We start from the raw sequence: 25,656 nt of genomic DNA, 5'->3' as shown, positions 1-25,656 counted from the left end.
AATGTACCCGGACACTGATTCAGGCGAGAATGCTCGCCATAGAGAGGTGTTTGATGAGCAAGCAAAGACGTACGTTTTCCCCTGAGTTCAAACAGCAGGCGGCATGCCTGGTACTGGATCAAGGATATAGCCATACGGAGGCAAGCCGGTCGGTGGGCATCGGCGAATCAGTGCTGCGCCGCTGGGTGCAGCAGCTTCAGTTGGAGCGGCAGGGAAGCACGCCACAGAGTAAGGCAATGACGTCTGATCAGCAGCGAATACAGGAACTCGAAGCACGCATTGAGCGTCTCGAGCGGGAGAAGTCCATTTTAAAAAAGGCTACCGCGCTCTTGATGTCGGAAGGGATAGAACGTACGAGGTAATCGATCAGATTTGTGGTGACGAATCAATCGAGTTGATCTGCGCGGTGTTCGACGTAGCGCGGTCATGCCTGTATGCATATCGGGAGCGCGCCCGCCACATTGATGTTGAGCGCATGGCATTGCGTAGCCGTGTGCACGAGCTGTTCGTCGAGAGTCGTAGTTCGGCGGGAAGCCGCAGCATCATGGGCATGATGCGCGAGGAAGGCACGGCAATTGGCCGCTTCAAAGTCAGTCGTTTGATGGACGAGTTGGGGCTGGTCTGCAAGCAGCCTGGCAGCCATGCCTACAAGCAGGCTACGGTGGAGCGGGTCGATATTCCAAACCACCTCAATCGTAAATTCACAGTGGAGGCGCCAAATCAGGTCTGGTGCGGGGACATCACCTATGTCTGGGCGCAAGGCCGATGGTATTACTTGGCAGTGGTGTTGGATTTGTTCGCTCGCCGAGCGGTGGGCTGGGCATTCTCGCTACGACCCGACGCGGACCTTGTTGTGCAAGCGCCGGAAATGGCTTACCAGCAGCGAGGTCGACCGCAGGGGCTGCTGTTTCATTCGGATCAAGGTAGCCAGTACGCCAGTCGAAAATTCCATCAGCGCTTGTGGCGCTATCGGATAAGACAGGGCATGAGCCGGCGGGGGAATTGTTGGGATAACTCCCCGATGGAACGGCTATTCCGTAGCGTCAAAACGGAATGGCGGCCGTCAACCGGTTACGTGACGGCACAAGAAGCACAACGGGACATCAGCCACTACCTGATGCACCGGTATAACGGGATACGGCCACATCAGTTCAACCAGGGACTGGCACCGGCCGTCGCCGAAGAAAAACTTAACGTAGTGTCCGGGATGGGTTGACCACTACAAACAGTGCAAGACAAAACGCCAACTCGTGCAGGTTGGCGTTTTCGTTTGTGGATTCGCACTCTTTGCTTCCGGTACATCTTCGGTCCTTCCTGTTAGCTCAACAGTCCCGATCTTACCGACCAAGCCTTCCAATCGTCCGCTGTCGAGATACAGCAACCTTAGCTCCAATCGAATAAGCGAATGTTTACGCACACGGCACTACTCCGGTGATGACCTCTACACCCAACATATGCTTCATCGGCACTAGCCGGTCTGGCAACATTCCTTCAAGCACAAGCACAGCACGAGCACTTGCGTCGCGCTGCTCGGCGACTAGCATGGCATTCAAGACTGCCTTGTATTTCACGCATTGAAATAGTCCACGAACCAAATCCACTTCGTCAGATAGTGCAGACTTCACCTCCACGCCCACCCACTCATCGCCGGCATCAAAAAAAACATCTATCCGATCACCAGAGGGCAGCCCTTTTTCAGCGATTCCCGGACCATACCGATTCGCCAAACCAATGAGCCTGGGTCTGTGTCGCACGAACTCCTTCAACTGCCTGTGATCGTCACTCTCCCCACCACCACCTCGACTAGAAGCACGACTTACCAAATCAGCGAAGCTCGGATTCACGGGCTTAAGCTCAAGTGCACGAAGAACCGCCTGCCACTTAGGATAAGCATATATCTGTTGCATTACCGCCTGCACTAAGGTAGCTCGCTGCCGTTTTGACAAACCACGCCAATCAGCACTATCGGACATAAACCATCCGAATCCCTCACCGGGTAACTTGTCCGTTTGGTTAATCACCAAGCATTGGATTGGTGGAATCGTTTCTTGCCAGCACTCCCCCAGCTCTATCAAAGATTGCCCAACACTTCCCAAAACGTAGTTCAGGTTGCGAGGGTTCGGCATCCCCATCTCAATGGCCAATTCTTGATAGAATATCGGAGCTCCGCTAAAAGCTTGACGAACCAAAATTGGCAACGCTTCGCGAGCTCTCAGCTGATACAATCGATCCCCATGCAAGTTCGCTGAAATTGCGGCGGTTTCGTTCTTCAAGCCTGACCTCCAAAATCAAAAAATGATGTACGTACCCCTGACTTATTCAGGTTTTTCAATTGCTACGGCACCCGGCCAGTCACCTTGCATATCGATATCAAACTACCTAGTTATTCTTCACCAACTTCTATTGGTGACGGTAACTCATCCTTCACTAGTGCAAGGTCGCAGTTCCGCAAAAAGAAGAAGAAAGTAGAGTCAATCGCATACAACTGACGCTTACCGATGTCATAGTCGATCATCGGAGGATTGATACCTTTCTTATGCTGCAACGTAGAAAGGTTGTGAAGCAAATTGCTCATGTCCGATGCACGGACATCATCCTTACGATGATGATGCTGTTTGATTCTATCAGTTATATCAGTCCGGCTAGCTCCATGTTCCAAGCCAGTGAATCCCATTTCCAAGATGGAGCAGACCAAATAGTAAGGTAGGTGAAGAGGAGTTTTTTCCTTTTCCTTTGAATGCGTGACGTTCCCGGATGAGATGAGTTCAAGTGCTTGCTGATGGGTCGCACCATACTGAGCAGCCTTATCCACGACCGCTTTGTCCGCGAACGCGACATCAGTAATTTTCCGCGAGATCATTTTCCACTCATTCACGTCCGCAGCAATACAGGTTTGTTTCACCAATTCCTGAAAGACTCCGACGCTTCCAAATGAATTCTCGATACACCGTTGAATAACATCATGAGCAAAGTCAATATTCAACTGTTTCGCCCCCTCAACTGCGACTTTTCGGAAGTCGTCTTCGGTCCATGGCTCAACCGGAACATCAACGACTCGGTCAGTGAGGTCTGGACAATAGATACGCAGTTTGTCCTTTTGGCGCCATACGCCCAGCACCACGAAGATAATTCCCATCTCCTGAAATGAGCGCAAATCAAAAGAGAGTTGACGTTGTTTTTCCTCCGCTAAGTAGTGGAAATTTTCAAGGATGATCTTTTTCTTGAATTTCACCGTCCTTAGGAGTTCGGCGATATCCTGGGCTACCGCCAAATTAAATGGGATTGTCTTCGACGTCTTCTGGCTTTTGTCACCAGCCTTAAGCCCACCTGATGCGCTCGCCTCACCCTCTCCGAAAAACCAAAGGGTCGCTTTGGCTTTGATACCCAAAGTCGCTGAGGTTTCTGAAGTCTTCTCGTCAACTTTTCCAGTCTCGATCTCTACACCACACTGGCGCAAGATGCTGGAATAAATATCCTCAACGTTAGTATTTGGCGAAAGCCGCACAACAATATTTTCGTCATATGGAAGATACCGAGAGACGAGTGCGGTCTTCCCCTGCTTAGATGCACCATAGACAACTACATGCTTATCTTCCTTAAGCACTGAAGTAAATAGCCCATCGATACTGTCGCGAACGATATACGACAACACATGATCGGCGCTGACACCGAACACCTCTGAGAGTTTTGTCATTGTGCCTTCATGGAAAGAATTCGAAATATTGATAGGTACTCCGTAATCTTACAGTGCTTTCCGCTCGGGAATATACGCGCATTATCACGCCATCTTTGAGTGCCACTTGGGGCGTATCGCATTCAAACCAACCTCTGTCGGGAGTACGTCCGTTCAGGCTTCGTAGCCCCGTTGAGCACGAAGTGCGAATAAGCAGGTGTGAAGTTAGCTAACCGAAGGTTAGCTAACTTCACCTATCCTGCCCCGCTTCGCGCAGCGACTAAACCACAAAAATCGTCGGACACAACTTCGACCAAACCATTTTTTTACAGGTACGAAAGCAAATTTAGCAGGAATGTATGCCGAAACTAGCACGGTAGTTCCGCCCTGTGCAGCGACTGAAACCCTTTAATCACCGGGTAATACCTCGGTCGAACCATTTTTTTGCTGGTACGAGAGCAGATTTAGCAGGAATGTATGCCGAAAGTAGCACGGTTGATCAGCGGCAATTGGCAGCGTCCAAGTGGGAACATTTGACATGCATCTGGGCCGACCTTGATCAATGTCAGCAACAAATTTTCATAGTCTGCTTTACGAGTTCTACACGGCAATAGCGCGCTTCTTCTCCGATGGCTGCGCCTTTCCGCGTGGACAGAAAGTGCTCCCCCTGGAGGCGGTCAAAACGATTGCTGACAGGTATTGATGGCGTGAAATGCCAGCAGTCGCATGCACATGTGGCGGCGACACAGCAACAGGACCAATGAAATCGGGGCCGCGCCAATGCATCTATGGCATGAGGAATTCGCTGTCGATTGCCCAATTTTTAGCTGCTAAAGCTTCCACGAACCCGCTCCTGTGTCCAGCCTTGATCTCACACAAAGTGCGCGGCAGGCTTGATCCAAGTGGCATGGCAGGCCGATTCTTGTTGCACCAGCGATTACGGCATTCGATACTGGACCCATGTTTTCGGAATAATGATTGCGAGCGCATCTCGACGAAGGACGAATCGGTGGCAGGGCAAGGCCTGCGGCATATGCCATTCGCCCCGGTGCTGCCGCTGGCATTTTTGATTCACGAAGGGGGACGCCATGAAAGCAGCGACAGCCGAACACCTGAAAGAGCGCCGCGTGGAACCGCGCATGGGCGAAGAGCGCTTCATCCGTCTGGGCGAAGTGCTGGCAACCTGCGGCAAGTCACGCAGCAGCGTTTATGCAAGCATCAAGGAAGGCACTTTCCCTGCCCCCGTCAAGCTGCAGGGACGCTCCTCAGCCTGGCTCAAAAGCGAAGTGATACGGTGGATGCAAGCGTGCATCGAGGCGAGCAGGCCTGAAACCACAGCATCCACGGCAATCGAGAATTCATCAAGCACCAGGCCAATCGGTAACAAAGGAGCCAGAGCCAAATGAAGCGGGACTATACCGGGATACCTGCGACACTGAAACGTTCATCTGCGCCGCTGCACAACCCTGGCATCCCGCATCGCTTCAATCAAATCATCTTCATCCATGCCCAATTCAAGGCAGCCGAAGATGATATCGGCGCAGTAGCCATACAACAATTCAATCACCTCGTTGGCGCGCTCTTTCTGGATTTTCTCCACCATGGCAAGCATGTCGCTTCGCACTCTTTCGTCGGCGGAGACGCGGCTCAGTGCAGGGAAGACCAGCGCCCACATCCATTCCACCGCCTGCGTACCGATATGAGTTGCGCAGCGCTCCACTTTTCTGGCATTCATGGCAGGAGGCAGCGGGCGATTTTGCCGAAGCCGCTTTGGCGGGCGCGTATGCGCGGCCTTGAACTCTGGGCGTGGGTCCTTTCCCTCATCAAGCATCTTGCGAGCAACTACACGGCGGCTCCGCGCAAGTTCCAACGAAACTTCCGGGTAGTGGCCGAAGGTCAACGTCTGTTCCTTCTTATTTAGCTGACGAAATTTCATCCGCCATACCTTTGTTCCTGTTGGCATGACTTCAACATACAGCCCTGAGCCATCGAACAATTTGCGAGACTTGCTTCGAGGCTCCGCTTCGGCCACTTGTTGTTCGGTAAGACAAGCAATCAGTTTTGCCATGGCAGCCTCCCTTAACGACGCGGCACTGGCCACACCAGTTCCAGCGCTCCATGATGGCCTGGCGGCGGCGTATCGCCGCGTTCCACGGCTTCCAGATAGTCGGCCCACTCCTGCATCATCTTGCGGCGCTCCGACAGGAACTGGGCGCGGTCGTAGGCGCTGGCCACCTTGTCCTTGGGCGCGTGCGCCAGCTGGCGGTCCACCACTTCATGGCGGTAGCCCAGGCGCTCCTTGATGGTGCTCATGGCCAGCGCCCGGAAGCCGTGGCCCGTCATGCGGCCCTTGTAGCCCATGCGGGCCAGCGCCACCAGCAGCGTGTTGTTGCTCAGAGGCTTGTCGTGGTCGCGCTGGTTTGGAAACAGGTACGTGCCGCGGCCCGTGATAGTGTGCAGCTGGCGCAGCAAAGCCAGCGCCTGGCGCGACAGGCAGACGTGGTGATTGGTCGTATCCGGATTGACGGTCAGCTTGCCGCGCTTCATGCGCTGCCAGGGGATGATCCACTCGCCCTTCTCCAGATCGACTTCGCTCCATGGCGTTTCTATCAGTTCGCTGGTGCGCACGAAGACCAGCAGCATCAGGCGCAGCGCGATGCGCGTCGGCTCGAACATGCGCGCCTCGTTGCGCGCCAGCGCGTCCAGGAAGGCGGGCAATTCATCGGCATCGATGGCGGCATAGTGCGAGGCGCGCTTGGTCTTCAGGACGTCTTTCATGTCCACCACCAGGTTGCGGTCCGCCAAGCCGCACTGGATGGCGTAGCTGAATATCTGCGAGCAGACGGCTTTCAGGCGATGCGCAATCTCGGTCGCGCCGCGCTCTTCGATCTTGCGCAGCGTGTCAATCAACTCGCGATGCCTGATTTCCGTGATCGGCCTGTCGCCAATGCGTGGAAAAATATCAGCTTCAAGACGCTGCAGCATGTTCTTGGCTGTGCGTTCGCTCCATGTTGGCACCTTGTTTGCGTACCACTCTCTGGCGATTTTCTCGAAGGTATTGGATGCTTTTTCGGCGGCGAGCCGCCTGGCGTCGTCGCGATACTTGCCGGGGTCGATCCCCTGCAGCTGCAAGCGGCGCGCTTCCGTGCGCTTTTCACGCGCCACCATGATCGAAATTACCGGATAAGGCCCAAACGTGAGCGTATTTTCCTTGCCGTTCGACTGGCGGAATTTCATGCGCCAGATCCGCGAGCCGCTGGGCATCACTTCAACGTACAGGCCACCACCATCGAACAGCTTGTATGACTTTTGCCTGGGCTTGGCATTCTTGACCTGGAGTTCGGTCAGGGGAGGGATAATCTTTGCCATGGCTGGTCTCCTCAGCATATGCGTCAGAAATCACTTTAGACCGGCGAATCAGGGCTTGGTTCGAGACATAGGGTAAGCTCATCTGTAATCCAGCCCCGATTTTTACTGGCTGCAGCTGGACAGTACTGGACGCCAGAATACAAAAAAACCGCTTTAGCACGGGCTAAAACGGTTTTTTGTGGACGTTCTTGGACTTCCTTGAACTGGCCAATTTGTATCCTTGGCGGAGAGAGGGGGATTCGAACCCCCGATAGGCTATGAACCTATACACGCTTTCCAGGCGTGCGACTTCAACCACTCATCCACCTCTCCTGCAGGCAATGCGCCTTACTTGCACACACTGCGTACTATTTCTCGCTTGTCGCGAAGCCGCAGATTATAGCAAAGATTCTACGGACTGCCAAAGTTATTTACCGTGGGGTAAAAGTTTGAAACACCCAGCCCAGTAACTGCTGGGGTCAGACCCGGTGGGAGCCTGCGTCCCATTGGGGCGCAGGCCGATCCCGCAGGGACTGGCCTTGTTACGACGCTTCCTTCAGCTGATCCAGGATGGCCGGGTTTTCCAGGGTCGACACGTCTTGCGTGATCGTCTCGCCCTTGGCCAGCACGCGCAGCAGGCGGCGCATGATTTTGCCGGAGCGGGTTTTCGGCAGGTTGTCGCCGAAACGGATTTCCTTCGGTTTCGCGATCGGGCCGATTTCCTTGCCGACCCAGTTGCGCAGCTCCAGGGCCAGCTTCTTGGCTTCCTCGCCGGTCGGACGCGCCTGCTTGAGCACCACGAAGGCGCAGATCGATTCGCCTGTCGTGTCGTCCGGACGGCCCACTACCGCCGCTTCGGCCACCAGCGGGTTGGCCACCAGGGCCGATTCGATCTCCATCGTGCCCATGCGGTGGCCCGACACGTTCAGCACGTCATCGATGCGGCCCGTGATGGTGAAGTAGCCCGTGTCCTTGTTGCGGATGGCGCCGTCGCCGGCCAGATACATCTTGCCGCCCAGTTCTTCCGGGAAGTAGCTGGACTTGAAACGGTCCGGGTTGTTCCAGATCGTGCGGATCATCGATGGCCATGGACGTTTTACTACCAGGATACCGCCCTGGCCGTTCGGCACGTCCTGTCCTGCTTCGTCGACGATGGCAGCCATGATGCCCGGCAATGGCAGGGTGCAGGAACCGGGCACCATCGGCGTCGCGCCAGGCAGCGGCGTGATCATGTGGCCGCCCGTTTCCGTCTGCCAGAAGGTATCGACGATCGGGCATTTCTCGCCGCCGATGTGCTTGTAGTACCACATCCACGCTTCCGGATTGATCGGCTCGCCGACGGAACCCAGCAGGCGCAGGCTGGTCAGGTCATAGTTGCTTGGATGCACTTTCGGGTCCACGTCGGCCGCCTTGATCAGCGAACGGATGGCCGTCGGCGCCGTGTAGAAGATGCTGACCTTGTGCTTTTTGATGGTTTCCCAGAAACGGCCCGCGTTCGGGTAGGTCGGGATGCCTTCGAACACCACTTGCGTGGCGCCCACGGCCATCGGGCCGTAGGCGATGTAGCTGTGGCCCGTCACCCAGCCGATGTCGGCCGTGCACCAGAAGACGTCGTCCGGCTTGATGTCGAAGCTCCACTTCATCGTCAGCGCGGCCCACAGCAGGTAGCCGCCGCTCGAGTGCTGCACGCCCTTCGGCGTGCCGGTGGAACCCGAGGTGTACAGGATGAACAATGGATGCTCAGCATCGACCCATTCCGGCTCGCATTGCGCGCTCTGGCCTTCGACCAGGTCGTGCAGCCACGTGTCGCGGCCGGCCACCATCGGCAGGTCGCTGCCCGTGCGTTGATACACGATGACGTTTTTGACGGAATCGCAGCCGCCCAGCGCCAGCGCTTCGTCGACGATGGCTTTCAGGGGCAGCTTCTTGCCGCCGCGCAATTGTTCGTCGCCCGTGATGACGGCCACGGCGCCCGCGTCGATGATGCGCTCCTGCAGGGATTTGGCCGAAAAGCCGCCGAAGACGACGGAGTGGGTGGCGCCGATGCGGGCGCAGGCTTGCATTGCAGCAACGCCTTCGACGGACATCGACATATAGATGATGACGCGGTCGCCCTTGCCTATCCCCTTGGATTTCAGTCCGTTGGCAAACTTGCACACTTTTTCGTGCAGCTCTTTATAAGTTGCCTTGGTGACGGTGCCGTCGTCCGCCTCGAAGATGATGGCCGTCTTGTCGCCCAGGCCATTTTCGATGTTGCGGTCGAGGCAGTTGTACGACACGTTCAGCAAGCCGTCCTCGAACCATTTGTAGAACGGCGCGTCGTCTTCGTTCAGGGTGCGCGTGAACGGCTTTTTCCAGCTCAGGTTCTCGCGCGCCAGCCTGGCCCAGAAACCTTCGTAGTCGGTTTCCGCCTCTTTCACCATGGCGTGATACGCCGCCATGCCGGAAATGGTGGCCTGCGCGGCAAATGCCGCCGACGGCTCGAATACGCGCGACTCTTCCGGTCCCTGCTGCTGCGTGCCCTGTCCTTGGTTGTCTGTAGCGGTCATGCTAGTCTCCAGTGTAGTAATTGTTTGCTAACACGATAGGCCCTGTGTCTTACGGACGCCTTACATGTCGCGTTTATGCAGCGTTTTACCCTTATCCATGCTAACCATAATCGCCTTCGGCGATGGGCGTCAAGGGCGTCCTGTGCAGTATTTTCGATGGGAAAAGCGATCCCGCGCCGAAGGTTCAATACCACTTTGGCTTTCATCAAAGCCGATATTCCAGAACCGGGCCATGCGCAGTGATCAACAGCAAGTGTAAAATGTCGGGCATGCCAAAAATTGGTATTTACTCCCCCAGGAAACCCCACATGATCGACCACCTACCACCGACTACCAAACATACCAAGCTGCATCCGCTGTCCGCCTTCATCTTCATGTCGCGCTGGCTGCAGCTGCCGCTGTACCTGGGCCTGATCCTCGCACAATGCGTGTATGTATTTCATTTCTGGGTGGAATTGTCCGACCTGATCGGCGCCGTGTTCGGCAACGATGCCGCCCTGCAGCACGTGCTGACGGCCGTCGCCGTGCCCGGCAGCGCCCTGCCGACCAAGTTGAACGAAGCGACCATCATGCTGGTGGTATTAGGCCTGATCGACGTGGTCATGATTTCGAACCTCTTGATCATGGTCATTATCGGCGGCTACGAAACCTTCGTCTCGCGCATGCACCTTGATGACCACCCAGACCAGCCGGAATGGTTGTCGCATGTCAATGCGTCCGTACTGAAGACGAAACTGGCGATGGCCATCATCGGCATCTCGTCCATCCACCTGCTGAAGACTTTCATCAATGCCAATTCCTACAAGATGGAAGTGATTATCGCGCAGACGGTGATCCACATGGTCTTCATCATTTCCGCCATGGCGATCGCCTACACGGACCGCATCATGACCGTGACGCAGAACCAGGCAAGAGCACCCCATTAACAAGAAGCCCATGGCTGCCAGCGGCGGCCATGGGCTTTTGTCATTCCTATGCAGTAACTAGTATTAGTAAAGAGTCTTACCCTTCTTATCTACCGCGAGAACACCATGACTGTCATAAAGCAAGAAGACCTGATCGAATCCGTCGCCGCAGCGTTGCAGTACATTAGCTACTACCACCCTGCGGATTACATCGAGCACCTGGCGCGCGCCTACGAGTCCGAGCAAAGCCCGGCGGCAAAGGATGCGATTGCGCAAATCCTGACCAACTCGCGCATGTGCGCGGAAGGCAAGCGTCCGATCTGCCAGGACACGGGCATCGTCAACGTCTTCCTGAAGATCGGCATGGGCGTGCGCTTCGAAGGCTTCTCCGGCACCGTCACCGACGCCGTCAACGAAGGCGTGCGCCGCGCGTACAACTTCGACGACAACAAGCTGCGCGCCTCCATCGTGGCCGACCCGCATTTCGACCGCAAGAACACCAAGGACAACACGCCAGCCGTCGTGCACATGGAACTGGTCGAAGGCAACACCGTCGACGTCAAAGTGGCGGCCAAGGGCGGCGGCTCTGAAAACAAATCGAAGATGATCATGATGAACCCGTCCGACTCGCTGGTGGACTGGGTCATGAAGACGGTGCCGACCATGGGCGCCGGCTGGTGCCCGCCCGGCATGCTGGGCATCGGCATCGGCGGCACGGCCGAAAAAGCCATGCTGATGGCAAAAGAAGTGTTGATGGAAGACATCGACATGTATGAGCTGAAACAACGCGGCCCGCAGAACAAGCTGGAAGAATTGCGTATCGAGCTGTGCGACAAGATCAACTCGCTGGGCATCGGCGCGCAAGGCCTGGGCGGCCTGACGACCGTGCTGGACGTGAAGATCATGATGCACCCGACGCACGCGGCATCGAAGCCCGTCGCCATGATCCCGAACTGCGCCGCCACGCGCCACGGCCACTTCGTGCTGGACGGCTCCGGCCCGGCCTACATGACGCCGCCGCCGCTGTCGACCTGGCCTGACGTGAGCTGGGCGCCGGACACGGAAAAATCCAAGCGCGTCGACCTGAACACCTTGACGAAGGAAGAAGTCGCTTCGTGGACGCCAGGCCAGACCTTGCTGTTGAACGGCAAGATGCTGACGGGCCGCGATGCCGCGCACAAGCGCATCCAGGACATGCTGGCCAAGGGCGAGCCATTGCCGGTCGACTTCAAGAACCGCGTGATCTACTACGTCGGCCCCGTCGATCCGGTACGCGATGAAGTCGTGGGCCCGGCCGGTCCGACGACGGCCACGCGCATGGACAAGTTCACCGACATGATGCTGGAACAGACGGGCCTGATCGCCATGATCGGCAAGGCCGAACGGGGTCCGGTCGCCATCGAAGCGATCCAGAAGCACAAGTCGGCCTACCTGATGGCCGTGGGCGGCTCCGCCTATCTCGTGTCGAAAGCCATCAAGGGCGCGAAAGTGCTGGGCTTTGCCGACATGGGCATGGAAGCCATCTACGAATTCGACGTGGTCGACATGCCGGTCACCGTGGCCGTGGATGCGAAGGGTACGTCGGTGCACAACACGGGGCCGAAAGAGTGGCAGGCGAAGATCGAGCAGCTCAATAGCGTCAGCAAGATTCCCGTGACGGTCGCTTAAACAAGCTCTACCATAGACGCCGCGCGGCAACACCAGCGCGGCGTTTTTTTTATCTTCTTCGGCTTTATATGACTTCTATTGCAAGCACTGCCCGCCAGGACGCGCCCATCGGCGTATTCGACTCCGGCGTGGGCGGCCTGTCGGTGCTGCGCCATATCCGCGCGCAGCTGCCGCAGGAAGATCTGATTTATTTTGCCGATTCCGGCTATGCGCCCTACGGCGACAAGACGGAAGAGCAAGTCATCGCCCGCTCGCTGGCGATCACCGCCTTTCTGTTGCAGCAAGGCGCCAAGGCGCTGGTGGTGGCCTGCAACACGGCCACCATCGCCGCCATCAAGGCGCTGCGCGCACGCTACCCGGACTTGCCCATCGTCGGCGTCGAGCCGGGCCTGAAACCGGCGGCAGGCATCAGCCGCAACGGCAAGATCGGCGTGCTGGCGACGGAACGCACCTTGCGCGGCGACAAGCTGCTGGCCCTGCGCGAACAGGTCAGTGCCGCCACGGGCGCCACCTTCCTCCTGCAGCCCTGCATCGGCCTGGCCGACCGCATCGAGCAATGCGAGCTGGGCACCGACCCGCAGGACGCCACCAGCGCCATGCTGGAACGCTACATCGCGCCCCTGCTGGCGCAAGGGGCCGACACCCTGGTGCTGGGCTGCACGCACTACCTCTTCGTGCAGGACGCCATCGAACGCACGGTGCGCGCGCATACGCAGGAAACGATTACCCTCGTCGACACGGGCGAGGCCGTGGCGCGCCAGCTGGCCCGCCTGCTCGACGCGGCAAGCTTGCGCCGCACCGCCAACGATGCGCCACGGCTGCAAGGCTATACGACGGCCAAGGTCGACTCCCTGGCGCAAGCCTTCGCCGGCTTGCTGGACTTGCAGCCGCCCGTCGAACACCTGGAAGTCTGAGCGAAAACACCCGTTTTCAGGCAATCTTTCGATTCTTTAAAAAAGACTGCATTTAGATTTGCCACTTTGCCGAGTTCTTTGTATAATTCGGCACCTGTTCAGCAAAACAGCTAAACAGGCAAGTAAAACAGTGGTGGCTGTAGCTCAGTTGGTAGAGTCCAGGATTGTGATTCCTGTTGTCGTGGGTTCGAGCCCCATCAGCCACCCCACAGAATAAAGAAAAGCCCGGTTTTCGAACCGGGCTTTTTCCATTCCGGCGCCGGTTTTCTGCTGTCGCCGATACCGCCCCGGGTATCGCTTGCCGCAAAAAATTCATTAGTGCAAATTTGACCATCGCCCTACTCTGGCATGCGGCCTGGACCGCATCATAAAAACAGAACGGAGACGACGATGAAACAATTCCTGGCAGCGCTCTGCCTGATGTTCTGCGCCCAGGCGGCGCAAGCGGTCAACCTGACGGGTGTGCCGAACGCGCACGACCCCGGCACGCTCACCCGCGACGGCGACACGTATTTCAATTTCACCACCGGCAACGGCATCTGGTATTCCACCTCGACGGACATGCTGAACTGGTCGGCCGGCCCGGCGCCCGTCTTCAGCACGCCGCCGGCCTGGATCGCCAACAAGATTCCCAACTTCGGCGGCTCGTACTGGGCGCCGGACGTGATCCACATGAATGGCTACTATTATCTGTATTACTCGGTCTCCACCTTCGGCGCCTCCGTGTCGGCCATCGGCGTGGCCCGCTCGGCCTCGCTGAAGAACCCCGCCTGGACGGACCTGGGCATCGTCGTGCAATCGTATGGCGGCGGCGCAGAAATCAATGCCATCGACCCGGCCCTGTTCCGCGATTATGACGGCAAGGTCTACATGTCATACGGCTCGTTTTTCGGCGGCATCGGCTTGACGGAGATCAACCAGGCCACAGGCAAGACGACGGGCAACGTGACGACCATCCTCGGTGGCGGCGGCAAGGATATCGAGGCGCCTTACATCACGCGCGACGGCGAGTATTACTATCTATTCGTCAACCGCGGCAAATGCTGCCAGGGCACCGCCAGCACGTATTACGTGGAAGTGCAGCGCGCCAGCAGCGTGACGGGACCGTACAGCGGCACGCGCACGGCGCTGCCCAACCTCGATGGCAAGTACAAGGGGCCGGGCCATATCGGCGTGCTCAAGCAGGATGGCTGCAACTACACCTCGATCCACTATTACGACGTGAACGACAATGGCGCGGCCAAGCTCGACATATTGAAGATGACGTATGGCGACGGCTGGCCCAGCCTGACGCGCAATTTCACGGTGGCCAGCTGCGGCGGCATCTCCGACGGCCCCACGGTGCTGCGCTCGCGCCTGAGCGGCAAGGCCCTGGCCGTGGCTGGTGCCAGCACGGTCAATGGCGCGCTGGTACAGCAGCAGACGTACACAGGCGCCAGACACCAGCAGTGGTATGTGGTGGGACATGGCGACGGGTATTACAGCCTGATCAACGCGAACAGCCTGCTGGGCCTGGACGATTACAACAATTCGACCACGGCCGGGACGAACATCGCCCAATGGAGCTACTGGGGCGGACTGGGCCAGCAATGGCGCTTCGCCAGCCCCGCATCCGGCTACCAGACGATCAGCAACCGCTACAGCAACCTGACCCTGGACGTGCTGAACCTGAGCACGGCGGAAAACGCGCAGATCATCCAGTGGAATTTGACCAATGCGAACAACCAGCAGTGGTCGCTGAGCCGGCCGTAGCGGAGGCGGGCAAACGCAGGCATACTGGAGGAAATTGACTGAAAGACACTATGCACGATACCGCCTACTTTACCACCATGGGACGCTTCGTCCATGCCTGCGTGCGGCTTGAGGTACTGCTTGAGACGGCTCCCGCTGCGCTGCCGGCCGGCGTGCGGGCCGCGCAGGCAGAGCTGGCGGCGCTGCTCGTCCGGATGGTGGACGGCAGCCTGCAGCCGACGGAGGAGGAACTCGATGCCCTGACGGCGCGGGCCGAAGCGGCAATACGGCACGGGCAGGCGGCTGGCTGATCAGCCAGCCAGCACGGACTGCACCGTCGTCGCCAGGTCTTCCAGGCGCACGGGCTTGACGAGGAAGTGGCGGAAGCCCACGGCCAGCGCGTCGTCCATGTACATGGGCAGGCTGTGGCCCGTGACGGCGATCAGCACGGCGTGCGCGGTTTCCGGATTGTGGTGCAGGCGGCGGCCGATCTCGATGCCGCTGATGCCGGGCATTTCGATGTCCAGGTAGACGGCGTCAGGCACGCACAGCTTGACTTGCTCGACGGCCATCTGCCAGTTGCGCACCACCACGGCGTGGTGGCCCAGCGCTTCGAGCAGCATGGCCAGCGATTCGCCCACTTCCTGGTTGTCATCCACCACCAGCAGATTGAGTTTGCGCGCGGCGGCTGCCTTGTCGCCCTGGCGGCGTTCCACGGCGGAACTGCCCGGTGTCGTTTCAGTTGTCTGGCTCATTGTACGTTCACGTCTGACGGCTGCAAAGACGGGAGTATACAAGAAGCGCGCGCAATGCCGCCGCACCCCAGCAATGCTGCCAAGCGGCAATCCAGACGCCTTCCTGTACCGCGCCAGCAACACTTCCCGCCTTTCTCCAGGCAAAGCCCATCCTACGCAGTATGCGCAATTGACGGATAAAATGAGAATCATTATCATTCTTATCCCCTTGCGCCGGATATCCACGCCACGCTGTTGTCGCGCCGCCCGATTGCCCGCGCAAGCATTGTCATTACGGAGATCCATGCATGGCCGCCACACCTTTCACCCTGCCCTTTTCCCTGCGCCCGTGCGCGCTGGCCATCGCCCTCGCCTGCCTGGGCGCGCCTTGCGCCGCGCAGGCCCAGGAAGCCAATTCGGCAGACAACGCCGGCCCCATCCTCGAATCCATCCAGGTCAGCAGCAACCTGCTGGGCACCAGCATGGCGGCCAGCACGAAGAATTTCGCCGGTGCCCGCACGGTGGTGCAGAAGGAGGAGATCGAGAACTCGGGCGCGTCCAGCATCAGCGACGTGATGCGCCGCATTCCCGGCGTGCAGATCAGCGACAACTCGGGCAGCGCCGGCAGCGCCGTATCGCTCAACATTGGCGTGCGGGGCCTGGCCGGACGCTATTCGCCGCGCAGCACGGTCTTGCTCGATGGCATCCCGATGTCGGTGGCGCCATATGGCCAGCCGCAGCTGTCGTTCGCTCCCGTCAGCCTGGCCAACGTGGAAACGGTGGACGTGGTGCGCGGCGGCGGCGCCGTGCGCTTCGGCCCGCAGAACGTGGGCGGCATCATCAACTTCAAGACGCGCCGCGTGCCCACCACGCCGGGCATCACGGGCGACGCCAGCGTGCGCTACAACGCCTACAGCGAAGTGGGCCAGAACACGCAGGCCAGCGTGTTTGCCGGCACCCAGCTCGACAATGGCCTGGGCCTGGCCATCCTGTACTCGGGCATCCGCGGCAGCGACTGGCGCGTGGCCAGCGATGAAAAGGTCAACGACTTCGCCCTGAAGTTCCGCTACGACCTGAGCCCCACGGCCGAAATCTACGGCAAGCTGTCCTACTATGACGTGAACTCGCGCACGCCGGGCGGCCTGACGGTGGCGCAATATAATGCCGATCCGTTCCAGAACACGCGCCGCGGCGACTTCTGGAGCGGCGAACGCAAGGCTGTCGACATCGGCTACCTGAATGCGCTGTCCGGCACGCAGGAAATGGAAGTGCGCGCCTACTACAACAAGAGTTCGCGCCAGAGCACGCTCGTCAACGCCAGCAACACGGGCATGGGCCACCAGCCGCGCCACTATGAAACCATGGCCGTCGAGCCCCGCTACACGCAGCGCTTCGTCACGGGCAAGGTGTCGCAGGACGTCACCGTCGGCTACCGCTACCTGGCGGAACGGGCCGACGAGAGCGTCTATAACGTCGTCATCGCCACGGGCGTGCAGCAGGCGCCGACGCGCTTTGCCGACAACTCCACCGACGCCCAGGCCGTGTACATCGACGACAAGATCGCCGCCGGCGCCTGGCGCATCACGCCGGGCGTGCGCTACGAGCACATCAAGACGGAGCGCATCAACCATCTGCCGGCCGATGAAACCATCGACTTGCTCAACAACAAGGCCCTGCCGTCGCTGAACGTGGCCTACTTGCTCAACAACAATGTCACGCTGTTCAGCAACTACAACAGCTCGTTCGGCGCCGTGCAGAACACGCAGCTCAATTCGCAGTCCGGCAAGAATCCCCTGCAGCCGGAACTGGCGAAGACGGCCGAGCTGGGCGCGCGCTGGAAGAGCGGCCAGCTGGCGGCCGAGGCAACCTTGTTCAACATCAAGTTCGACAACCAGATCCAGTCCGTCGGCAGCGGCAGCAACGTCACCTTCTACAACGTGGGCGCCACGCATCACCGGGGCCTGGAATCGGCGCTCGACTACCGCTTCGACAAGTCCGGCCCGCTGGCCGGCTTGAACGCCTACGCCACCTACACCTACACCAAGGCCACCCTGCAGGACGGCGCGAACGCCGGCAACGACGTGCCGTTCTACTCGCGCACCACGGATACCGTCGGCGCCCATTACCAGCTGGGCGCCTGGGGCTTCGACCTGTCGAGCACCCACCAGAGCCGCCAGTTCGCCGACGATGCCAACACCGTGGCGGAAAGCGCCAAGGGCGACGTGGGCGTGATTCCCGGCTTCCGCACATGGAATGCGCAGGCGAAATGGCAAGTCCCGGGACAGGCGGGCCTGGAACTGGTCGCCGGCGTCAACAACCTGGCCGACAAGCGCTACTTCACGCGCACGTCCGACGCCAACCTGGGCAAGATGGTGGGCGCGCCGCGCATGGTCTACGTGCAGGGCCGCCTGACTTTCTGATGCCTGCGCGTAGCGCCTATCGCATCGATAGGCCCTGCGCGCGCCTGGCAGCACGGAAAACCTGCACCGTTGTTGTGGCGATGCAGGTTTTTTTTACGTCCCCGATGTCACAAAAATACCGTGAGGCAAGCGCCATCACCACCGTGTTCGCCCTGTGCCGGCGCGGCGACGATTTCAACAAGGAAATCAATTGCCATACAGACACGAATCATTTCACAATTGAAAATATTCTTGGCGAGCACTTGTTCTGGATGTGAGTTTTGGTGATATTCTTTAAATGTCATTTAGGAAATCAAATTAACTTTTAACCAAGCAAAACGGACTACTCATGAAAACGCCTGCCACTCTCTGCACGATCGCCGCCCTGGCCGCCCTGGCCACCGCTGGCGCCGCCAACGCCGCGACCGAACTGGTGGTCAACGGCAGTTTCGAGGACAACGCCATCGCCACGCCCTGGGCCCCCGTCAGCAGCGTGACGGGCTGGACCTCGTCGGCCGGCGGCAACTCGGCCTTTGAAATCCAGAAGGGCGCCACGCAGGGCGGCTTGAGCGGCTTCAATCCCGTCGCCGCCAGCGGCACGCAATACCTGGAGCTCAATACCGACCAGTTGACCTCCGTCTCGCAAGCCATCGCCACCACGGCCGGCGGCACGTATGCGCTGTCGTTTGCCTACTCGGGCCGTCCCGACACGCCGGGCGGCGCGAACAGCCTGATGAATGTCTACTGGGGTTCCACCTTGCTCACGCCCACGGCACTGGTCGGCAACACGGGCGGCGTGTGGCAAACCTACAGCCAGAACCTGACGGCGCTCGGTTCGTCCACCGTGCTGCGCTTCGAGTCGATCGGTCCCGTGTCCTCGCCCACGTTCGGCTCCTACCTGGACAATGTGTCGGTGATGGCCGCCGTGCCGGAACCGGAAACCTACGCCATGATGCTGCTGGGCCTGGGCTTGCTGGGCTTCATGGCACGCCGCAAGCCTGCCGCCTGATTCCGGCCAGCGCCGCGATACAGCCGCCCCGCCGCATGGCCGGGCGGCTTTTTTGCATGGCGCAGCAGCCATGCATGGCATGAAATGTTGCCCTTGGGAATTAAATTGGGACTACAATAGCATCGTATCAAGCAATGCCAGGCATCGCTCCGCCAGGGCCCCTACCCCGCCCTGATCATCAGCACGCATTTTTTGAACAGGATGGCTGGCGGTGCCGGAGCTTGCTTCCGCTCCCGACACCACCACCAAGCACGCACCATGTCTGAAGAAAAAACCATTACCGAAACCAGTTCCTATGGCAAGGACACGCCCGTGGGGCGTCCCGATATCGATGGCCGCGCCGGCATTTTCGTGCCCACCGCGGAATTTGACATCGACAACACCACCACCATCCGCAAGGGTGCCGGCATCGTCGGCTTCGGCAACCTCGATGGCACGCTGACCGTGTACTTCGAGGCGAACCGCTTCGATGAAAGCAACCTGCACAAGTGGGAACACAAGGCGCGCAAGGCCTATGACCGCATGGTCATGGGCGCGCCCACGGTGTCGAAGGCGAAGATCGATGCGCGCATGCTGGAACAGGTGGGCATCATCGACGGCATGGGCATCAATCTCAAGCATCCGGAACGCCTGACGCACTGGCTGACGATCTCGAACGTGCTCGACACGGCACCGGAGGCGCCCGTCGTGCGCTGGAAGAACCGCTGACCGGCCGCAGAGCGCGGCTGGGCCCCGGCGACGAGGCATTGTCCTACAAAGTGGCGGAGCGTCATCTGATGCCTGTATGCATCAACTCATCCTATGATGAGAACATGCCCGGCGCGTCCAGACGCCCCCTACCACTCAGGAGTACGACATGTCCCGCCTCATCCCGATCAGCTTTGGTGCCTTGCAAATAGGTCTGGCCGCAGCGGCGATGTATATCCTGTGCTCGGCGGACGTGCTGCACCAGAGCGCCGTGTATTTCCACTGAGCCGGCTCCCCGCTGCACGCCATCAGCGCGCGCGGCCAGACGCCGCCGGCACGCTGCGCGGCGGCGCGACGCGCAAGGGCGCGCGCCGTGCCAGGCACGGCCTGGCTAGAAAAAGAAAGGACTAGCGGCGGCCGTAGTAGCGGCCATGCCCGCCCCAGCCGCCACGGTATCCGCGGTAGCCCCCGAAGCCGAACACGAAGTCCAGGCCGATCGACACGGGCGGATTGTAGTAGTACGGCTGTGGCGCGTACACGGGGGCCGGCACATACACCGGTTGCTGCACGTACACGGGCTGCTGTTGCACGTACACGGGTTCACTCGTGTATTCGACACGCGGGGCGCCGACGACGCTGCCCGACTGGGCCGGCTCGGACGATACCGTGTGCCACTCGTACGGGTTGTAGGCTGCCTGTGGCGCGCGCGTGCCATAGTAGGCGGGGCCGGGAGGGGCCACGGCGCAGCCACCCAGGGCGGCCAGTGAAATTACTGCCAGCAGGGTTTTCATCGCAATTCTCCTGATATGTACTACCTTAATTAAGTACTATAAGAAATTACGCCGGCCTTTGCTGTGCTTTTACCGATTGTTACACCCCTACGCATGCCGCAACATAAAATGTGGCAAAGCCGCCACAAGCGGCCTGTGCTGCGGGTCCGCCGCGCCCGCCCTGCCACGGATACACGCTCAGATAAAGGGAATGTCGCAGCTGTCGATGGCCTTGCCGGCCGCATCGTAGCGCTGCACGCACACCTGGTAGCGCACGCCGTAATCGAGGTCGATCTGCTCGACCTTGCCGTACTTCAATTTCCAGCTGGGCTGTACCTGCTTCTTGCCGACCAGGGCCGCCACGTCCTGCGGGATGGCCATGGCCGTCTGCGTCTCGCCCTGGCGCGCATCCTGGCGCCGCGCCACGTCGATGGCCACGCCCAGCGTCAGGTCGACGCCGCCCTCCACGTAGGCCACGGCAGGCACGCTGCGCTGCGCGCGCATCACGCCCCAGGCGCAGGCCTTGCCGCCCGCATCGCATTGCTTCAGCTGCGCCAGCGGAAAATATTCGGCGGCAATCGTGCCATGCTTGAGAGGCCAGCTCGTGCGCACGCCGTCGCGCTTGCCGCTCAGGGGATTGTCCCAGCTCAGGCTGTTGACGATAGCCACGGTTTGCCCCTCCTGCAAGCCGGCCGGTGTCCCGAGGGAGGCACAGGCGGACAGCAGCAGGCCGCTGGCGGCGAGGACGGACAGTATCAGGGTGCGTTGCATAATCAACCTCTTCTTGGCGGAAACCGCGTTGGATGCCCCGAGGGTAACAGAATCGGGGACCGTGGCGCCGTTGCCTGGCGCACATAACAAGACGGGCAGCGCCCTTGCAAGCGCTGCCCGTCGCGGGTCAGGTCGTCGGCGGGAGCCAGCCTCCCGCCGGCACCCGGATCAGTCCAGTTTCCAGGCGTAATCAACCTTGGTCCAGGTCTGCGCCGCGGCACCGTCCTTGGTGCCCGGCTTGAACTTGCAGGCGGAAATGGCTTTTACGGCGGCCTTGTCCAGGTTCTTGAAGCCGCTGCTCTTCTCGACTTTCGAATCGGCAACGCTGCCGTCGGCATTCACCAGGAAAGACATCGTCACCGTGCCCTGCTCCTCATTCATCAGCGAGGCCTTCGGATACTCGGCCTTGCAGTTCTTCGAATCGAACGACGCCGGTACTTCGGCCGCATACGCGGCGGAAGTCACGGACACCAGCAAGGCTGCTGCAACACTCATAAAACGCTTATTCTCAAACATGTGCTTCCCCATGATTATCAGATACGGTCATTACAATTTCTGCCTGCTACGCAGGGCGCCGCTGCCGGGGCGGTAATGCGGGGATTACCTTCCTGGACAGGCAGACGGCCCTCTTCACGCCGGCTGGCGCTTAAAACTCTTCCCATTCGTCATTGCTGGTGCTGGCCGCAGCCGCCTTGCGTGGCGCCGGGGCCGCCGCAGGCGCAGCCGCCTCGGTCTTGCGCGTCAGCGACTTGACCGGGCGCAATGCCGGTGCCGGCTTGCGCACGGCAACGGGCGCGGCCGCCACGGGGGCCGGCACGTAGGCCGCCGGTTTTTCCTCGCCTTCGACCAGCTTGAAGATGCTGACCACGTGGGCCAGTTCGGCCGCCTGGTCCTGCAGGCTTTGCGCCGCGGCGGCCGCCTGTTCCACCAGGGCCGCATTCTGCTGCGTCATGCCATCCATCTCGATGATCGACAGGTTGACCTGTTCGATGCCGGCGCTCTGCTCCTGGCTGGCGCTGGCGATCTCGCTCATGATGTCGGTAACGCGGCGCACGCTGTCGACCACTTCGCCCATCGTCACGCCGGCCTGGCCGACGAGGCGCGTGCCCCGTTCCGTCTTCTCGGCCGAATCGTCGATGAGGATCTTGATTTCCTTCGCGGCGCCAGCGGAACGCTGGGCCAGGTTGCGCACTTCCGACGCCACCACGGCAAAGCCGCGGCCCTGTTCGCCGGCACGCGCCGCTTCCACGGCCGCGTTCAACGCCAGGATGTTGGTCTGGAAGGCGATGCCATCGATCACGCCGATGATGTCGACGATTTTCTTCGCCGATTCATTGATCGAGCTCATGGTATCGACCACTTGCGACACGACGGAACCGCCTTTCAGGGCCACGTCCGACGCGGTGGCGGCCAGCTTGTTGGCCTCCCGCGCATTGTCCGCATTCTGTTTCACGGTCGAGGTCAGCTCTTCCATGGCCGACGCGGTTTTCTCCAGCGCGCTGGCCTGCATTTCCGTGCGCGAGGACAGGTCGATATTGCCGTCGGCAATTTCACGCGAGGCCGTGCCGATAGTTTCCGTGCCGACACGTACCTGGCCGACGATGCCCACCAGGCTGTTGCGCATTTCCTTCATTTCCGCCAGCAGGCTGGAATTGTCCGAAGGCTGGGTGTGGATGCCGATCGACAGGTCGCCATTGGCGATGCTGCCGGCGATCGATGCCGTGTAGTCCGGTTCGCCGCCCAGCTGCTTCAGCAGGCCACGCGTGATTACCAGTGCCGCCGCCACGCCCATCGCCACGGCCAGTACGCCGAGGATGATCATGAACAGGCGCGCGCTGTCGAAGGCCTTGCGGGCATCCGATTGCATCTGCTCGTTCAGCTTGTCTTCCAGGGTGGCCAGCTGCTCCAGCGCTTCCATCCATTTTTTCTGTACCGGACGGATTTCCTTGATCATCACGCGCGTGGCGCCTTCCGCATCGTTGGCCATCCACAGGGCGGATGCCTTGGCGATGGCCGGCATGGCGGCGGCTTCATATTCCTTGATCGAGGCCAGCAAGGCCTTTTCTTCGGCAGTCGACTCGACGGCGAACTTCTCTTCGAGCTTTTTCTGCGTTTCCTGATAGGTCGCCGTTTGCGTCTTGATACGCGCCATTTCCGGCTCCATATCGCTCGCGTCGGTCATCAGGGTGAGGATGCGCAGCGACGTGATGCGGTCGCTGACGTTGCCACGCATGTCGATCACCAGGCGGGTGACGACGTTGTTGACATTGATCACGTGATCGAGACGTTCCTGGATTTGCGCCATGCGCGCGATACCGAGGACGGTCACGGCCACCAGCAGAACCAGTACCAGGGCGAATCCCAGGCCCAGGCGAGTACCAACCTTCATTTTTGCTAAATTCATTTCGGCTCTTCGTAAATGAAACTATTGATAAGAATTTTGCCCGGCACGACAAGACGAAGGCTGCGGAACGCCGGTAGCCGCTGCTGCCTCTCGGCCAGCCGGCGGTATCCGGCCGCACGCAGCCTGAGGTACTTCCTGGTCTACAACAGCCCTGGCAACACCAGTGACTGCGAATGCAAATTTGTTCCACACACTGCAGTTTTTACACTGTTGATGGTGAGATCAACATCAAACATTCATATGAGAAATATTTGTCTATAATCAATTATAGGTGTAAATTTTGCCTCAAAGCAAGCAATAAGTGCCTGAATAAATTGCAGATTAACTTTCTTCGGGGAAATGGCAACAACGCCGTTTCTTGCCAAGCAGAAACGCCCCATTGCAGTGCGGGCGTGCGCCGAAAATGCGCATTTACAACACATGGCATAGCCTTATGACATCGTTTTCTGCGAGACAACAGGGGGAAGGAGTGCGGCGGGTAATACCAGTGCGGCAGGCACAGGTATAGACAAGTTGAGTCAGCTGTCCCAGCTGCAATGCATCACATAGGCGTGGTCGTCCGAGCCAAAGACAAAGACGCTCCAGATGGCGCCCAATTGGCCGGCCAGGCTGCGCTGGCCCGAGGATACCAGTTGGTGCCAGCGGGGCTGGCCGTCCAGCAGTTCGGCCAGTTCGCGCTCGAAGCCGTCGAACAGGCGCGCGTCGAGCGGCTGGCGGTCCGCCTCGCTCATGGGACGCATCCGTTCCAGCAGCCATTGGCGCGGCGTGCAGGCGACGCCGCTGCACGCGACCGTCTCGAGCGGCTGCAAACGCAGCCCCTCTGGCGCCACGTTCAGGACGCGGCACACGGCGTCGAGCGACGCCTGCGGCGCAACGGGTCCAAGATACGCGCACAGAAACAGGCTGCCATCATCCTTCAGCGCGCCGACGGCTTGCAGGTAGCCATTCAGCTGCTGCGCATGGGCGTGGCAGGCGCCGTTCATCAGGCCGGCAAAGACAATCGCGCCGCCGCTTCCAGCAGCAGGCGCGGGTCGCCCGAGGCCAGCTTCTTCGAGTCGGACAGGGTCTGGCGGAAGCCGCGCGCGCCGGGCAGGTTTTGCATCAGGCCCAGCATGTGGCGCGTGACGCTGTTCAGTTTCAATCGCCCCGCCTCTTTTTCCAGCTGCGCGCTGATATACGGAATCATCGCCTCGAGCACCTGCTCGCGCGTTTTGACGGGCGACTCGTCGCCGTAATAGCGCTGGTCGAACTGCGCCATCACGTAGGGGTTGTGATAGGCCTCGCGGCCCAGCATGACGCCATCGAGGTGCTGCAGGTGCAGGTCGATCTCGTCCAGGGTCTTGATGCCGCCATTGATAATGAACTCGAATTGCGGAAAATCACGCTTCAAGCGGTAGGCATAGTCATACTTGAGGGGCGGCACTTCGCGGTTTTCCTTCGGGCTCAAGCCTTTCAGGATGGCGTTACGCGCATGCACGATAAACGTCTTGCAGCCGGCGTCGGCCACGGTGCCGACGAAATCACGCACGAAGTCGTACGACTCGCTGTCGTCGATGCCGATGCGGTGCTTCACCGTGACGTCGATGTCGACCACGTCGCGCATGGCTTTCACGCAGTCGGCCACCAGTTGCGGCTCGGCCATCAGGCAGGCGCCAAACGCGCCCTTCTGCACGCGCTCGGACGGGCAGCCGCAGTTCAGGTTGACCTCGTCATAGCCCCACTGCTGGCCCAGCTTCGCGCTGGTCGCCAGGTCGGCCGGATCGCTGCCGCCCAGCTGCAGGGCCACCGGATGCTCTTCCTCATTGAAGCGCAGATGGCGCTCCACGTCGCCATACACGAGCGCGCCCGTGGTGACCATTTCCGTATAGAGCCAGGTATGGCGCGTGATTTCGCGGTGGAACTTGCGGCAATGGCGGTCGGTCCAGTCCATCATGGGGGCGACGGACAGGCGGCGGGAAGGCAAAGAGGAAGAAGTCATGGTGTCTACAAAAACAGGGGCTGCAAATGACAAACCCGCTGCGCGCCCCACCGGTAACGGTGGCGCGGCGCAGCGGGCCGGGAGCGCATGGCCCGCAGGCCATGCTCTACAACAAA

General features: G+C 59.7%; 23 protein-coding genes and 2 tRNA genes. 12 read left to right on the top strand and 13 right to left on the bottom strand.

Features of this window, described 5'->3' with window-relative positions:
• Positions 1-53: 53 nt before the first annotated feature.
• Positions 54-1,216 (top strand): IS3 family transposase gene (locus tag AC07VL_RS08810; protein WP_494805497.1). Its coding sequence is split into 2 segments (ribosomal slippage): positions 54-309 and positions 309-1,216, totalling 1,164 coding nucleotides; the frame shifts between segments, so codons are not numbered across the junction.
• Between the two features lie 193 nt (positions 1,217-1,409).
• On the opposite strand, the gene AC07VL_RS08805 is transcribed toward AC07VL_RS08810, so the two are convergent.
• Positions 1,410-2,273 carry a hypothetical protein gene (locus tag AC07VL_RS08805; protein ID WP_494805496.1) on the bottom strand — a complete coding sequence of 288 codons (864 nt, stop codon included), beginning with the start codon at positions 2,271-2,273 and terminating at the stop codon, positions 1,410-1,412.
• 110 nt (positions 2,274-2,383) lie between these two features.
• Complete coding sequence (locus AC07VL_RS08800; protein ID WP_494805495.1) at positions 2,384-3,694, bottom strand: hypothetical protein; 1,311 nt, start codon at positions 3,692-3,694, stop codon at positions 2,384-2,386.
• Between the two features lie 1,067 nt (positions 3,695-4,761).
• On the opposite strand from AC07VL_RS08800, the gene AC07VL_RS08795 reads away from it, so the two are divergent.
• On the top strand, positions 4,762-5,079 hold the full coding sequence (locus tag AC07VL_RS08795; RefSeq protein ID WP_494805494.1) for a helix-turn-helix transcriptional regulator: 318 nt from the start codon (positions 4,762-4,764) through the stop codon (positions 5,077-5,079).
• A gap of 38 nt (positions 5,080-5,117) precedes the next feature.
• Here AC07VL_RS08795 and AC07VL_RS08790 read toward each other — a convergent pair whose 3' ends face one another.
• The 4 genes from AC07VL_RS08790 to acs all read right to left on the bottom strand — a co-directional run bounded on the left by AC07VL_RS08790 (position 5,118) and on the right by acs (position 9,570).
• Positions 5,118-5,741, bottom strand: coding sequence for a DUF4102 domain-containing protein (locus AC07VL_RS08790; protein ID WP_494805493.1), 624 nt, complete (start codon positions 5,739-5,741; stop codon positions 5,118-5,120).
• A gap of 11 nt (positions 5,742-5,752) precedes the next feature.
• On the bottom strand, positions 5,753-7,042 hold the full coding sequence (locus tag AC07VL_RS08785; RefSeq protein WP_494805492.1) for a tyrosine-type recombinase/integrase: 1,290 nt from the start codon (positions 7,040-7,042) through the stop codon (positions 5,753-5,755).
• A 221-nt stretch (positions 7,043-7,263) separates the two neighbouring features.
• Positions 7,264-7,354: transfer RNA gene (locus tag AC07VL_RS08780), tRNA-Ser, on the bottom strand.
• A gap of 209 nt (positions 7,355-7,563) precedes the next feature.
• Positions 7,564-9,570 carry an acetate--CoA ligase gene (acs, locus tag AC07VL_RS08775; protein WP_494805491.1) on the bottom strand — a complete coding sequence of 669 codons (2,007 nt, stop codon included), beginning with the start codon at positions 9,568-9,570 and terminating at the stop codon, positions 7,564-7,566.
• Positions 9,571-9,878: 308 nt separating this feature from the next.
• Between acs and AC07VL_RS08770 the strand changes: the two genes are divergently transcribed.
• From AC07VL_RS08770 to AC07VL_RS08745, 6 genes are all read left to right on the top strand, one after another.
• Positions 9,879-10,496, top strand: coding sequence for a YqhA family protein (locus AC07VL_RS08770; protein ID WP_494805490.1), 618 nt, complete (start codon positions 9,879-9,881; stop codon positions 10,494-10,496).
• 105 nt (positions 10,497-10,601) lie between these two features.
• Complete coding sequence (locus AC07VL_RS08765) at positions 10,602-12,143, top strand: fumarate hydratase (RefSeq protein ID WP_494805489.1); 1,542 nt, start codon at positions 10,602-10,604, stop codon at positions 12,141-12,143.
• Between the two features lie 68 nt (positions 12,144-12,211).
• Entirely contained in the window at positions 12,212-13,057 is an 846-nt protein-coding gene (murI, locus tag AC07VL_RS08760) for a glutamate racemase (protein WP_494805488.1), read from the top strand.
• Between the two features lie 133 nt (positions 13,058-13,190).
• Positions 13,191-13,266: transfer RNA gene (locus AC07VL_RS08755), tRNA-His, on the top strand.
• Between the two features lie 181 nt (positions 13,267-13,447).
• Complete coding sequence (locus AC07VL_RS08750) at positions 13,448-14,809, top strand: family 43 glycosylhydrolase (RefSeq protein ID WP_494805487.1); 1,362 nt, start codon at positions 13,448-13,450, stop codon at positions 14,807-14,809.
• A gap of 50 nt (positions 14,810-14,859) precedes the next feature.
• Positions 14,860-15,099, top strand: a complete 240-nt coding sequence (locus tag AC07VL_RS08745; protein ID WP_494805486.1) for a hypothetical protein — start codon at positions 14,860-14,862, stop codon at positions 15,097-15,099.
• Here AC07VL_RS08745 and AC07VL_RS08740 read toward each other — a convergent pair whose 3' ends face one another.
• Positions 15,100-15,543, bottom strand: a complete 444-nt coding sequence (locus AC07VL_RS08740) for a response regulator (RefSeq protein ID WP_494805485.1) — start codon at positions 15,541-15,543, stop codon at positions 15,100-15,102. It lies immediately after the preceding gene.
• A gap of 287 nt (positions 15,544-15,830) precedes the next feature.
• On the opposite strand from AC07VL_RS08740, the gene AC07VL_RS08735 reads away from it, so the two are divergent.
• The 4 genes from AC07VL_RS08735 to AC07VL_RS08720 all read left to right on the top strand — a co-directional run bounded on the left by AC07VL_RS08735 (position 15,831) and on the right by AC07VL_RS08720 (position 19,638).
• Positions 15,831-17,942, top strand: a complete 2,112-nt coding sequence (locus tag AC07VL_RS08735; protein WP_494805484.1) for a TonB-dependent receptor family protein — start codon at positions 15,831-15,833, stop codon at positions 17,940-17,942.
• The gene (locus AC07VL_RS08730; RefSeq protein WP_494805483.1) at positions 17,942-18,199 is read left to right on the top strand and encodes a hypothetical protein; all 258 of its coding nucleotides are present in this window, start codon (positions 17,942-17,944) and stop codon (positions 18,197-18,199) included. The genes AC07VL_RS08735 and AC07VL_RS08730 overlap by 1 nt, the downstream gene beginning before the upstream one ends.
• A gap of 71 nt (positions 18,200-18,270) precedes the next feature.
• The gene (locus AC07VL_RS08725) at positions 18,271-18,930 is read left to right on the top strand and encodes an FxDxF family PEP-CTERM protein (protein ID WP_494805482.1); all 660 of its coding nucleotides are present in this window, start codon (positions 18,271-18,273) and stop codon (positions 18,928-18,930) included.
• Positions 18,931-19,188: 258 nt separating this feature from the next.
• Positions 19,189-19,638, top strand: coding sequence for a hypothetical protein (locus tag AC07VL_RS08720; RefSeq protein ID WP_290603408.1), 450 nt, complete (start codon positions 19,189-19,191; stop codon positions 19,636-19,638).
• Between the two features lie 386 nt (positions 19,639-20,024).
• Here the strand turns inward: AC07VL_RS08720 and AC07VL_RS08715 are convergent, their stop codons facing one another.
• From AC07VL_RS08715 to dusA, 6 genes are all read right to left on the bottom strand, one after another.
• Complete coding sequence (locus tag AC07VL_RS08715; RefSeq protein WP_494805481.1) at positions 20,025-20,408, bottom strand: hypothetical protein; 384 nt, start codon at positions 20,406-20,408, stop codon at positions 20,025-20,027.
• 177 nt (positions 20,409-20,585) lie between these two features.
• Positions 20,586-21,158 carry a hypothetical protein gene (locus AC07VL_RS08710; protein WP_494805480.1) on the bottom strand — a complete coding sequence of 191 codons (573 nt, stop codon included), beginning with the start codon at positions 21,156-21,158 and terminating at the stop codon, positions 20,586-20,588.
• Between the two features lie 168 nt (positions 21,159-21,326).
• Complete coding sequence (locus AC07VL_RS08705; protein WP_290603411.1) at positions 21,327-21,653, bottom strand: energy transducer TonB; 327 nt, start codon at positions 21,651-21,653, stop codon at positions 21,327-21,329.
• Between the two features lie 151 nt (positions 21,654-21,804).
• Entirely contained in the window at positions 21,805-23,562 is a 1,758-nt protein-coding gene (locus tag AC07VL_RS08700; RefSeq protein ID WP_494805479.1) for a methyl-accepting chemotaxis protein, read from the bottom strand.
• Between the two features lie 518 nt (positions 23,563-24,080).
• On the bottom strand, positions 24,081-24,545 hold the full coding sequence (locus AC07VL_RS08695; RefSeq protein WP_494805478.1) for a hypothetical protein: 465 nt from the start codon (positions 24,543-24,545) through the stop codon (positions 24,081-24,083).
• The gene (gene dusA, locus AC07VL_RS08690; RefSeq protein ID WP_494805477.1) at positions 24,545-25,540 is read right to left on the bottom strand and encodes a tRNA dihydrouridine(20/20a) synthase DusA; all 996 of its coding nucleotides are present in this window, start codon (positions 25,538-25,540) and stop codon (positions 24,545-24,547) included. Before dusA ends, AC07VL_RS08695 begins: the two co-directional genes overlap by 1 nt.
• Between the last annotated feature and the right edge of the window lie 116 nt (positions 25,541-25,656).

It is taken from the genome of Janthinobacterium sp. GW821-FHT03C08, assembly GCF_059420905.1.
The sequence above is the reverse complement of the archived record's forward strand: the minus strand, read 5'-3'. Positions and strand labels throughout refer to the sequence as shown.